Below are 13,065 nucleotides of genomic sequence, written 5' to 3'. Positions count from 1 at the left end.
CAGTCCTCGCCCGGTTTCTGCACCCTGTTGCAACTCCTTTATTGCAACGGCGCGACGCGGGCTACGGAAAAAGCTGGTTTCGGGCACTCATAGTTGTCGAATCAAACCTTTTCCACAAATCCATCCAGCACGCGCTTTTGTCCGGCGCGGTCAAAATCGATGGTCAGCTTGTTGCCTTCGATGGCGGAGATGTTGCCATTGCCGAACTTGATGTGAAAAACGCGGTCACCGACCACAAATTTCGACGGTGTATCGGCGACGGATTTCGCTACCAGTTCGCCGTCGATCGTGCGGGTGCGCGGGCCGCTTTCGCCATAACCGATCCGCTCCACCGCATGGCCGGAGCGCGTGCCCCAATTGTCGCGGGTCGCGTCGGAGCGGTTCTGCTGCGCGCGTTTCCAGCCGGGGGTGGAATAATTATTGGCGAAGGGTTCGGCTTTGTCGAAACGGGACTGGCCGTAGCCGCCGCGTCCGCCATAACCGCCATAGTTGCTGTCGGATGCCGCAACATCCACATGGGCGGGCGGCAGTTCATCGAGGAAACGGGAGGGCAGGGTGGATTGCCACAGGCCATGAATGCGGCGGTTCGACACGAACCAGATATGGCAGAGCTTCTTGGCGCGCGTGATGCCGACATAAGCCAGGCGGCGTTCTTCCTCCAGACCGGAGCGACCACCTTCGTCCAGCGCCCGCTGGTGCGGGAACAGGCCTTCTTCCCAGCCGGGAAGGAAGACGGTATCGAATTCCAGACCCTTGGCGGAATGCAGCGTCATGATGGACACGGCATCGAGATTTTCGTTCTGCTCGGCATCCATGACGAGGGCGACGTGCTCTAGGAAGCCGCGCATGCTTTCGAAGGCTTCCATCGAGCGGATGAGTTCCTTCAGGTTTTCCAGCCGACCGGGCGCTTCGGCCGTCTTGTCGGCCTGCCACATGGCGGTATAGCCGCTTTCGTCGAGGATCTGCTCGGCAAGCGTGGTGTGCTCGGTGTTTTCCAGCAGGCCCTGCCAGCGGCGGAAATTCTGCACCACATCGAACAGCGCCTTGCGCGCCTGTGGTTTTAGCTCGTCGGTCTCGATGATGTCGGCGGCTGCAGCGAGCATTGGAATATCGCGGGCGCGGGCGTATGCATGTAAAGCGCTTTTAGTTGTGTCGCCAATGCTACGCTTGGGCGTGTTGACGATGCGCTCAAAAGCCAAGTCATCGGCCGGTTGGCAGACGACGCGAAAGTAGGCCATGGCGTCGCGGATTTCGAGGCGCTCATAAAAACGCGGACCGCCGATGACGCGATAGTTGAGGCCAAGCGTGACGAAACGGTCTTCGAATTCGCGCATCTGGAAGGAGGCGCGAACGAGAATGGCCATGTCGTTCAGCTTGTGGTTCTTGCGCTGGAGCTGTTCGATCTCCTCACCGACAGCGCGGGCTTCCTCCTCGGAATCCCAGGCGGCATGCACCACGACCTTTTCATCATCCGGGCTGCTGCGTTCGGTAAACAGCGTCTTGCCGAGACGGCCCTCATTATGGGCGATCAGATGGCCGGCCGCGCCGAGAATATGCTCGGTGGAGCGGTAGTTGCGCTCGAGCTTGATGACCTTGGCGCCGGGGAAGTCCTTGTCGAAGCGGAGGATATTGTCCACTTCCGCGCCGCGCCAGCCATAAATCGACTGGTCGTCGTCACCGACGCAGCAGACATTCTGCGGTTCGCCCTTGGCGCGCTGGGCGAGAAGCCTTAGCCACATATATTGCGCCGTGTTGGTGTCCTGATATTCGTCCACCAGAATGTAACGGAACTTCTGGTGATATTCCGTCAGAATATCCCTGTGGCGGCGGAAGATGCTGATCGGGTGCATCAGAAGATCGCCGAAATCGCAGGCGTTCAGCGTTTTCAGCCGGTTCTGATAGGCGGTGTAAAGCTCGCGGCCCTTGCCATTGGCGAAGGCGCGGCTGTCGCCCTCCGGAATATCCGGCGGCGTCAGGCCCTTGTTCTTCCATCCGTCGATCATGCCGGCAAACTGTTTTGCCGGCCAGCGCTTGTCATCCAGACCTTCGGCCTGAATGAGCTGCTTGATCAGCCGCACCACGTCATCGGTGTCGAGAATGGTGAAATCCGATTTCAGGCCGACGAGTTCGGCATGGCGGCGCAGGAGCTTGACGCCGATGGAGTGGAAGGTGCCGAGCCAGGGCATGCCCTCGACAGCGCCGCCGACGAGAACGCCGATACGTTCCTTCATCTCGCGGGCGGCCTTGTTGGTGAAGGTCACGGCAAGAATCTGGCTTGGATAGGCGCGGCCGGTGGCGAGAATATGGGCGATGCGGGTGGTCAGAACGCGGGTCTTGCCGGTGCCGGCGCCGGCGAGCACGAGAACGGGACCATCCAGCGTCTCTACTGCCTCGCGCTGTTCCGGGTTGAGACCGGAAAGATAGTCGGGCGCAGCACGCGTCTGATCGCGCGCCGCCATGGCGCGGGCGGCAATGCCAAGCCCGCCGCCGCTTTCCGCACCGGCATTGTTCGTCGCCTTGCGTGGCGCCACGGGTTCCTCATCGAAGAACGGCATATCGTCAAAACTGTTGCTCATGCGGCCCAATGTAGTGATTCGGGATATAAAGGCCAGAACCGTGTTCTGCTTTTATTCCGGTATCGTCAGTCAAAACGTCCATTCCAAGGCATTTTTTCGCTTCATGCCTGCCTGTCGGCGTCGAAAGCGGCGTCAACGGGCACTTGCAGCGCCACCGCAAGCTGGTTGGTCTTGGCGGCAAGAGCGATGACGCGCAGCAAATCGGCATGTTGTTCGGTGGTCATGCCTTTGGCTTTGGCCGCTGCCGTGTGCGAATGGGCGCAATAGGAGCAGCCATTGGTGACGGAAACGGCGATATAAAGCATTTCCTTCACCACGGGATCGAGTGCGGAAGGTGTCGCCATCACCGCCTTGACCTCGCTCCAGGTCTTTTCAAGCAGATCGGCATCGAAGGCGAGGTAGAGCCACATATTGTTGATGAAATCCGATTTGCGGGTGGCGCGGATATCATCGAACACCGCTTTCACGCGCGGGTCGGTTTCCGGGTTTTCGGTTTTCGTCACGGTACTCATGGCTTCCTCTCATCGTGGTTCGCGGTGGCGCAGATTAGCCCAATGGCGGATATTTACGACAGGAATGCACGGATGGATTGCGGATTGGCTGCTTCTGGCGGCAATTGCGCCCAAATTACAATTACGTAAGGAACGGATTTGTGCGTTGCCTTGCCTTGGCCAAGCGGGAATACTGCACCTGTCCCGGAACGTGTCGTTTTCGGGAATATATAGTGCTGCGCGGATCAACCGGAGAAATATATGCGGGTCTGGAAACAGGTGGGTGTCAGTGTTGCCGTGGTGGGAGCGGGGCTCTGTCTCTGGGGCTTTTATTCGCCCGAAGCCCGCAATGTGCTGGCCAGCATCGGGATAGGCAAAATGCCTGCCGGCGCCGTTGAGGTTGCCGCCGCTACGCCCGGTTCGGGTCAAAACGCCGGCGGTGGACGCCGCAATGACAATGCGACCCTGATCGTGACTGCTCCCGTCAAAAAAGGCACCGTCAATGACCGGCTGAATGCGATCGGCAATGGCGAGGCGATCCAGTCCGTCGTTGTCATGCCGCAGGCTTCCGGCACGCTTTCCGAAATCCGTAGCTCTTCCGGCGCACGTGTCGTGAAAGGGCAGGTGCTTGCGCGGCTCGATGATGAAGAGCAGGTGATCGAGCGCGACAAGGCACAGGTGGTGCTGCGCAGCGCCGTTGAAAAATCCAATTCCTATAAGAACCTGAAATCCGTTTCCCGCCTTGACGTGATGGATGCGCAGATTGCCGAAGAAGCCGCCAAGCTTGCGCTGAGCACCGCCGAACTCAATCTCAAGCGCCGCGACATCGTTGCGCCGATAGAGGGTGTGGCGGGTATTGTCGCCGCCAATATCGGCGATAATGTCACCACGCAGTCAACCATCGTCAGTATCGACGACCGGTCCGAAATTCTCGTCAATTTCTGGGCTCCCGAGCGGTTTGCAACCGCAATCAAGGTCGGCATGCCGGTGGAGGCCACGTCCATTTCCCGGCCGGGTGAGACTTTCAAGGGCGAGATCGAGGCCGTCGACAACCGCGTCGATGAGGCAAGCCGCACGATCCGTATCCGGGCGAAATTCGGCAATGAGGAAGACGAGCTAAGGGCCGGCATGTCCTTCGGTGTCACCATGCGTTTTGCCGGGGAAACCTATGCCTCGGTCGATCCGCTGGCCGTGCAGTGGGATGCGGAAGGCTCCTATGTCTGGCGTGTGACCGATAATAAATCAAACAAGGTGCGGGTGCAGATCGTGCAGCGCAATCCCGATGCGGTTCTCGTCAAGGCGGAACTGGCGGATGGTGAGCCTGTCGTGATCGAGGGCCTTCAGCGTGTCAGGGAAGGCGGCGCTGTCCGCGTTGGCAACCAGCCGAAGCCCGAGGAGGTCGCCAGCCAATGACGACGCAGCCGCCCTCGGTTAAGGATTCCAAGCTCGCCTTTACGGCACTGTTCGTGCGCCGGCCCATTCTGGCGGCGGTTATCAATACGCTGCTGGTCGTTGCCGGCCTTGCCGCGCTGGTGGGCGTTGAAGTGCGCGAACTGCCTGACGTCGACCGGCCGACGATCAGCGTCAGGACCACCTATGAGGGGGCGGCGCCGGAAACCATCGATCAGGAAGTGACGCAGACCATCGAAGGTGCGGTGGCGCGTGTCAGCGGCGTCAAGTCCATTTCGTCCAACTCGCAATTCGGCACCAGCCGCGTGACGCTGGAATTCGGCGACAATGTCGATCTGGCGGTTGCCGCCAACGACGTGCGCGACGCCATCGGCCGCGTCACCAACCAGTTGCCCGATGATGCCGACGAACCGCAGATCATCAAGGCGGATTCCGACAGCCAGCCCATCATGCGCCTTGCCGTCACCTCCTCCACGCTCAGCATGGAAGATCTGACCAAGCTGGTGGATGACGAAATCATCGACCGTCTGGCCGCCGTCGACGGCGTTGCCGATGTGGAGCTTTACGGCGACCAGGAAAAGGTTTTCCGGGTCGATCTCAATCAGGCGGCGCTCGCCAGCCGTGGTCTGACCGTGACCGACGTTTCCAATGCGCTTGCCAGCGCCGCCCTCGATGTGCCGGCGGGATCGCTGAAAAGCACGACGCAGGACATCGTCGTGCGCGCCACGGCCAGCCTGACGAAGCCTGAGGATTTTTCCAACCTTCTCATCAAGGACAATATCCGCCTGCGGGACGTTGCGACCGTGATGCTGGGGGCGGACGACGAATCCACCTCGCTGCGTTCCAATGGCGTGCAGGGCGTCGGTCTCGGCGTCATCCGGCAGGCGCAATCGAACACGCTCAACATTTCCACCGGCGTGAAGGCAGCTGTCGATGCCATGTCAGCCAACTTGCCGGAAGGCACGCGCATCGTCATCACCAGCGATGACGCCGTCTTCATCGAAGGCGCATTGCACGAGGTTGAACTGGCGCTTGGTCTTTCTGCGCTGATCGTGGTCGTTGTGCTTTATCTCTTCCTCCGCGACTGGCGCGCCACCCTTATTCCGGCGATTACCATGCCGGTTGCGCTGATCGGTACCATTGTCGCGATCTACATGGTCGGCTTCTCGGTGAATATCCTGACGCTGCTTGCCATCGTGCTGGCAACCGGTCTCGTGGTCGATGACGCCATCGTGGTGCTGGAAAATATCGTGCGCCGCCGGGCGGAAGGCATGGGGCCGCGCGCCGCTGCCGTTCTCGGCACGCAGGAAGTCTTTTTCGCGGTCATCGCGACGACGGCGACGCTTGCCGCCGTGTTCATTCCACTCTCTTTCCTGCCGGGTCAGCTTGGTGGTCTGTTCCGCGAATTCGGTTTCGTTCTGGCTTTCGCGGTGGGTTTGTCCTCCATCGTGGCGTTGACGCTTTGCCCGATGCTCGCTTCGCGCATGCTGAAGGAGGGATTGAAAGAGCCGACGGGACCGCTTGCCTGGTTCGGCAATGTCTTTGCCTCCACATACAAAACGACGCTTTCCGCCTGCCTCAACAATCCGCTGATCGTCATCGTCGTGGCGCTGATCTTTTCCGGCCTGTCATGGATCGCCTTCGGCATGATCCAGAACGAGCTGACGCCGCGCGAGGATCGCGCCTCGGTCATGATGCGGGTTACCGCACCACAGGGCGTCAGCCTTGAATATACCCGCGACCAGCTGCAGCGGATCGAGGAAAATCTGCAGCCGCTGCGCGATAGTGGTGAGATCCGCAATATCTATTCGATCACCGGCATGAACGGCTCGTCCAATACTGGTTTCATGGTGTTGACGCTGGCGCCCTGGGCCGACCGTGAGCGCACGCAGAACCAGATCGCCGCCGATGTCACCTCCGCTGCCAACAGAGTGCCGGCGCTGCGCGGCAATGCGATGCAGCCGAACAGCCTCAGAATTCGCGGTGCCGGCAATGGCCTGCAGATGGCGATGGTTGGTAGCAATTATGCGGCGCTGACCGAGGCGACGCAGAAATTGCTGCTTTCCATGGAGGAAAGCGGCCTGTTCGATACGCCGCGTTTCGACAATGAGCCCAATCAGGCGCAGATTTCCGTCTCCATAGACCGCGAGCGTGCGTCGGATCTCGGCATCGATATCACCGGCCTGTCGCGCGCCATGCAGTCGCTGCTGGAAGGGCGCTCGATTGTCGACGTCTTCGTGGATGGCGATGCGATCCCGGTGCGTCTCCTGTCCTCCACCCGGCCGATCAACGATCCGACCGATCTCGAAAACGTCTTCCTGAAAACGGGTGACGGCAAGATCGTGCCGATGTCGGTCATCGCCACGCTGAAGGAAAATGCGGTTGCGCCGCAGCTCAACCGCGAGCAGCAGCTTCCCTCCGTCGGCTTTACCGCCAACCTCAAGGATGGCGTTTCGCTGGGTGAGGCGCTGCAAAAGGTGAATGAGCTTTCGCAATCCGTCATGCCGGCCGGCGCACGCCTGCTGCCGCTCGGTGAAGCGGCGACGCTGGAGGAAAATTCGAGCGGCATGTTGCTGACCTTCGGTTTTGCCATCGCCATCATCTTCCTCGTGCTGGCCGCGCAATTCGAAAGCGTGCTGAGTTCGGTCATCATCATGACCACGGTGCCGCTCGGCCTTGCCTGCGCAGTCATCGCGCTGCTGGTCACTGGGTCCAGCCTCAACGTCTATAGTCAGATCGGTCTTGTGCTGCTTGTCGGCGTCATGGCCAAGAACGGCATCCTGATCGTCGAATTCGCCAATCACCTGCGCGATCAGGGCGCCACCGTGCGCGAAGCCATCGAGAAGGCCACAAGCATCCGTCTGCGCCCCGTCATGATGACGATGATCGCCACCATTCTCGGCGGTGTGCCGCTGGTGCTGGCGCAGGGTGCCGGCGCGGAAGCGCGCATCGCGCTCGGCTGGGTCATTGTCGGTGGTCTCGGTTTTGCGACGCTGGTAACGCTTTACATCACGCCGGTCTCCTACCTGCTGATCGCCCGCTTCGCCAAACCGCAGGCGGATGAGGAAATCCGCCTTCACCGCGAGCTTGAGCTTGCCGCCCGCCGCAAGGCGCTGGAAGAGGACAAGCCGCTGCTGGCGGCGGAATAAAAACGGTTGCCGCCAAACAGTGTTTGGCGCAATCGCGATGCTGGACAAAGCATTAACCTTATCCCATACCACCTGACGGAATTTCGTAACGGATCGAATCCGTTACGGGCAGATGTTGCGGTGGAGACGGACGATGGCGCTGAAAGATGTGGTGGCGGGAAAGCGGAACGAAGAGGGCATCGCGTCGGCACTCGCGGTGCTGAAGCAGCAGCTCGGCGACAGGCTCCAGACCGGACAGGCGTTTCGCGAACAGCACGGTCACACCACCACCTATCTGACCCTACAGGCGCCTGACGGCGTCGTTTTTGCAGAGAGCGCCGATGATGTGAAGGCGGTGGTGAAGGTCTGCGCGCAACATAAGGTGCCGGTCATTCCTTTCGGAACGGGGTCTTCGCTGGAAGGGCAGGTGAATGCCCCGAACGGCGGAATCTGCATCGATTTCAGCCGGATGAATCGCATCATTGAGGTGAATGCCGAAGATCTTGACGTGACGGTGGAGCCGGGTGTGACGCGTGAGGACCTCAATGTCTATCTGCGCGATACCGGCCTGTTCTTCCCCATCGATCCCGGTGCCAACGCCTCCATTGGCGGCATGGCCTCGACGCGGGCTTCAGGCACGAATGCCGTGCGCTACGGCACGATGAAGGACAATGTGCTGGCCGTTACCGCCGTCGTCGCCAATGGCGAGGAAATCCGCACCGCCCGCCGCGCCCGCAAATCATCTGCGGGTTACGATCTGACGCGGCTTTTCGTCGGTGCCGAGGGGACGCTGGGCGTCATCACTTCCGTGACGCTGCGCTTGCAGGGTATTCCTGAAAAAATCGCCGGGGGGGTCTGCACCTTCGACAGCGTCAAGGCGGCCTGCGATGCCGTCATCATGACGATCCAGATGGGGGTTCCGGTCGCCCGTATCGAATTGCTGGACGAAGTGCAGGTGCGGGCCTGCAACGCCTATTCCGGCCTGAACTACGCGGAGAAACCGACGCTCTTCGTGGAGTTCCACGGCACCGAGGAAACAGCGGCGCTGCAATCGCAGCAGTTCGCCGAGATCGCGGCCGAATGCGGCGGCGTCGATTTCCGCTGGACCAGCGACGCGGCTGAGCGCAGCAAGCTCTGGAAGGCGCGGCATGACGCCTACTGGGCTTCCCGCGCGCTTGCGCCCCATCTCGACGGGCTTTCCACCGATGTCTGCGTGCCGATTTCGCGGTTGGCGGATTGCGTGGTGGAAACGCAGCAGGACATCGAGGAAAACGGCTTTCTGGCGCCGATCGTCGGCCATGCGGGCGATGGAAACTTCCACGTCCTCATCCTCTTCGACGGCAAGGACGCTGAAAGCGTTGCGAAAACCGAAGCCTTCGTTGCCCGCCTCAACCGCCGCGCCATAGCCATGGACGGCACCTGCACCGGTGAACATGGCATCGGCCAGGGCAAGATGAGTTTTCTGGCCGAAGAGGCGGGAAATGCGCTCGATATGATGCGTGCCATCAAAACGTCGCTCGATCCCGATAACATCTTCAATCCGGGCAAGTTGTTCCGTCTTGTCTGATCATTCTCATATTTGATTGGTACAAAAGGCTGCTTGCCGTTAAGGCAGAAAAGAATAGGTTTGCAGCGTTCGCGAAGGGAGATGCAGGTCAGTGCTCGGGCGTATTCTGGTTTTTCTGGGCGGACTGCTGGCCGTGGTGCTGTTTTCGGCGCTGCTTATTCCCTATTTCGTCGACTGGACGGATTTCCGCCGCGATTTCGAGGACCAGGCAAGCCGTATCCTCGGCAAGAAGGTGGTGGTGCATGGCCGCGTCGAAGCCCGTATCCTGCCTTTCCCTTCGGTGACATTGCATGATGTGCGCGCCGGAACGGATGCGGATGGATCGCCGCTCATTCAGGTCGCCCGTTTTTCCATGGATGCCGAGCTTGCACCTTTCCTCTCCGGCGAAGCGCGCATCTTCGATATGCGCATCGAGGAACCGAAAGCCAAGATAAGGCTGCTGAAGGATGGCACGCTGGACTGGATGCGCGGCAGCCGGGCGGAAATTCCCGCGCGCACCGTGGTTCTGGAAAGCGTACAGATCGAAGGCGGGCAGATCGAATTCATCGACGAGCAATCCGGCCGCAACCGTGTCGTGACCGGTCTCAATGCCGACATGTCCGCCAATTCGCTGGCCGGGCCGTGGAAGGCCGAGGGACGCGCTGCCGTTGACGGACATCCGGGCTCCTTTTCGCTTTCCAGCAGCGAGCCGGATTATGCCGCCGGCCGCATGGGGCTCAGGGTGCGGCTGGTGCCCGACGAACATCCGGTCGAGGTTGATCTCGATGGCGTGATTGCCGCAACAGCGGGAAAACCGGCCTATAGCGGTTCTTTCTCCTTCAGTTTCCGTGAAGACGAAAAGCAGAAGCAGCAGGCCGGACAATCGCTGTTTTCCTCGCCGCGCACCCGCGGCAGTTTTGAACTCACCAATGAGAGCGTGCGTATCCCGAGCTACCGCATGGAACTCGGCGGCAGCGAAAATCCCTATGTCGTGACCGGCGAAGCGACGCTCGATACCGGCGCCAAGCCGGAATTCCTGCTGACGGCCGACGGCCAGCAGATCGATGTCGCCCGCTTCGCGCCACCTGTCGTGCAGACGGGCAAGACCTCGCGCCAGCCCACCGCCTCGGTGCGCCAGCGCATCGAGGCCTTTGCGGCCATGGTGGCCCGCATTCCGGTGCCGCCGGTTCCGGGTAAGGCCAGCATCAGCCTTCCGGCGCTCGTTTCCGACGACACGACCATTCGCGACATCCGGCTGGATGTGCGCCCCGACGGTAGCGGCTGGCAGGTGGTGAACGCCGTGGCGACGCTGCCCGGCAGGACGCAGCTGGAGGCCAAGGGATCGCTGACGCTGCTCGGCGGCCCCGCTTTCAACGGCAATCTTCTCCTCGCCTCCAACCAGCCTTCGGGTCTGGCGAACTGGCTTTCCGGTTCCGTCGATCCGGCGATCCGCCAGCTCAATGCCGCCGGTTTTTCAGCCGATGTCTCTCTGACGACGCTCAACCAGCGTTTCGACAATCTCGAGCTTGCGATTGGCGACGCTTCGCTGAAGGGGCAGCTGGAACGGCGCTCGGACGGCAAGACCTCCAATCTTTCGATCGATCTTGCTGGCAACGAGATCGACCTCGATGCCCTGAAGGCGCTCGGCAGCCTGGCGCTTGGCGACCAGGTCGGCAGTTCGGTTCTCGACCATCGTATCGATGCCAAGTTCAAGGCCGACCGGTTCAATATGGCCGGCGTAACCGCAAATCATGTCGAAACCGCTTTCACCATGGCGGGCGGCGTTCTTTCGCTTGAGAAGATGACGGCCGGCGACATTGCCGGTGCCGAAGTCAAGGCGAAGGGGCAGTTGCAGGGCTCGCTGCTGAAATATGCGGGCAAGGGCACGGTGAACCTGCATGCGACGGACATGCAGCCGTTCTTCACCATGCTGCAGCAGAAATTACCAGATCATCCATTCCTCAGCCGTCTGGCGGCGAGTGCGCCCTGGTACGCCAATTCCGACCTTGCCATGGATGTTTCGGTCAACAGCGAAAATGGCGGTGCCAATGTCGCGGTTTCCGGCACCGTCAATGGCAGCCGCCTGTCGGCCGTCGCCAAGATGCCGGATTTCCTGTCGATCACCGACGACACCGCGATGTCTCTTGAAGCGGTCCTGAAAAACCAGTCGACGGCCATCCTGTTCGGGCAGGCCGGGCTTGATCCATTGCCGTTCGATGCGGATGGGGAGGGGCTTCTTTCCATCAAGCTCAACGGCACGCTCGGTTCGCCCGCCCAGACCGATATTCGCTTCTCGACGGAGCGCACGCATTTTTCGATGAACGGCTCCTTTGCCGTTGCGGCCGCCAATTTCGGTGAGGGCAGTGCGGATGTGGCGCTCGAAAGCGCCGATATCGAGCCATATCTCATCATGAACGCCGTGGGCCTGCCGCAGCTTGGCGGCGGCATGGCGTTGAAGGCCAATGGCAAAGTGGCGGTGGATGGACAGAAGATTGCTCTTTCCGGGATCGGTGGGCAGGCTGGCGGCAACCCGTTCTCGGGCAATCTGACGGTTGAACGTGCCGCGCCCTATCCCGTTACCGGCGACCTTGCCGTCAGAACTGCCGATCTCGCCTGGTTGGGAGACGCGATTTACGGACCGGTGATCGATCCGGAAACCGGCGCGCTCGATGCCAAGCCTCTTGCCATGCCGGCTTTCCCGCAGCTCAAGGCTTCGCTATCGCTGAAGGCGGAGAGTTTCGAGGCCGGTCCCTTCGGCACGATCACCGGCCTTTCGGCCAAGGTCACGCATGATGAGGGCAGTCTGGCGCTTGACGACGTTGCCGGCACCTTCATGGGCGGCAAGCTGAGCGGGCGGCTCGCCATGTCCACGGGGCAGGGGGCGGGCATCTTTCGCACCAAGATCGCGGTGGCCGACGCCAATCCGGAGCCGATATTATGGGCGAACGCCAATGGCCCGGTCGCGACCGGCCGGGTGGCGATTGACCTGACCGCTGAATCGACTGGCAAAAGTGTTGCCGAGATCCTGAAATCGGCAGGCGGCTCGGGTGAAATCCGTGCCAATGGACTGGTTCTCAAGGGTCTCAATCCCGGCGCCTTTCCGCCGATCCTGCAAGGGGCGGATGGTCTGCAGCAACCGATCGACGCGCCCAAGGTACGGCCGCTGGTCGACCAGAGCCTCTGGCAGGGTGAAGTTGCGCTCGGCGATGTGGCCTTGCCTTTCTCGCTGAATGGCGGCGCGCTTCACTTCCAGAATTTGCGCGCCGGGATCGATCCGGTGACGCTGACCGCGGATGCGACGGTCGATATTGCCGCTTCGACCGTGAATGGCGACCTTGATCTTCTCTTCAATCCCGGCACGGAGACGGTCGCCGGGGCCGAACCGTCGGTACGCCTCAACTACAACGGCCCGCTTGCCGCACCGGCTTTGACGACCGATGTTTCGGCACTCAGCAACTATCTGTCGCTTCGGGCTTTCGAAAAGGAACGCCGCCGCGTCGAAGCCATGCAGGCAAGCGTTCTTGAAAAACAGCGCCTGCGCCGCGAGGTGGCTCTCTACCGTTTCGAGGCGGCCGAACGTCAGGCGGAGAAGGAGCGGGTGGAGGCGGAAGCCAGGGCCAAGGCGGAAGAGGAGGCGCGGCTGAAGGCCGCGGCCGAGGAGAGGCTTCGGCAGGAAAAGGAACAGCAGGAGCGGTTGCAGCAACAACAGCAACAGCCCGCTCCCGAGCGACAGTCCGCACCTGTTTTGATTGTGCCGCCGACGGAGAACGCCATCAGGGAACTTTCGCCGGAAAACGCGCCGGCTAATCCGTAAGTTTTTCGCGATGGGCAGCAATCGTTCTGCCGGTTGCAGAAGTTATGAAACCCTTCCCCAAACGCCTCGTCATCCTCGGGCTTGACCCGAGGATCCACAA

The 13,065-nt window shown here is 61.0% G+C and carries 6 protein-coding genes; 4 read left to right on the top strand and 2 right to left on the bottom strand.

The features are described 5' to 3' along the window. Nucleotides 1-101 precede the first annotated feature (101 nt). Both OK142_RS10790 and OK142_RS10785 read right to left on the bottom strand, forming a co-directional pair. On the bottom strand, nucleotides 102-2,576 hold the full coding sequence (locus OK142_RS10790; RefSeq protein WP_498682690.1) for an ATP-dependent helicase: 2,475 nt from the start codon (nucleotides 2,574-2,576) through the stop codon (nucleotides 102-104). A 101-nt stretch (nucleotides 2,577-2,677) separates the two neighbouring features. Next, a complete protein-coding gene (locus OK142_RS10785) occupies nucleotides 2,678-3,088 on the bottom strand; it encodes a carboxymuconolactone decarboxylase family protein (protein ID WP_080835126.1) in 411 nt (136 codons plus the stop codon). A 240-nt stretch (nucleotides 3,089-3,328) separates the two neighbouring features. Here OK142_RS10785 and OK142_RS10780 point away from each other — a divergent pair, with 240 nt between their 5' ends. The 4 genes from OK142_RS10780 (at nucleotide 3,329) to OK142_RS10765 (ending at nucleotide 12,965) form a co-directional block, all read left to right on the top strand. Beyond that, nucleotides 3,329-4,480, top strand: coding sequence for an efflux RND transporter periplasmic adaptor subunit (locus tag OK142_RS10780; RefSeq protein ID WP_498682687.1), 1,152 nt, complete (start codon nucleotides 3,329-3,331; stop codon nucleotides 4,478-4,480). Then, entirely contained in the window at nucleotides 4,477-7,626 is a 3,150-nt protein-coding gene (locus OK142_RS10775; RefSeq protein WP_080835120.1) for an efflux RND transporter permease subunit, read from the top strand. Before OK142_RS10780 ends, OK142_RS10775 begins: the two co-directional genes overlap by 4 nt. A gap of 133 nt (nucleotides 7,627-7,759) precedes the next feature. Continuing rightward, nucleotides 7,760-9,172 (top strand): FAD-binding oxidoreductase, encoded by a 1,413-nt coding sequence (locus OK142_RS10770; protein ID WP_498682685.1) that lies wholly within the window; start codon nucleotides 7,760-7,762, stop codon nucleotides 9,170-9,172. Between the two features lie 91 nt (nucleotides 9,173-9,263). After that, nucleotides 9,264-12,965: an AsmA family protein gene (locus OK142_RS10765; RefSeq protein WP_498682683.1), complete on the top strand. Its 3,702-nt coding sequence runs from the start codon at nucleotides 9,264-9,266 to the stop codon at nucleotides 12,963-12,965. Nucleotides 12,966-13,065: the final 100 nt, after the last annotated feature.

The organism is Agrobacterium sp. BT-220-3 (assembly GCF_025910175.1).
GTDB classification, from domain to species: domain Bacteria; phylum Pseudomonadota; class Alphaproteobacteria; order Rhizobiales; family Rhizobiaceae; genus Agrobacterium; species Agrobacterium oryzihabitans.
Note: the sequence above shows the minus strand (reverse complement) of the source record. Positions and strands in the feature narration are given on the sequence as shown.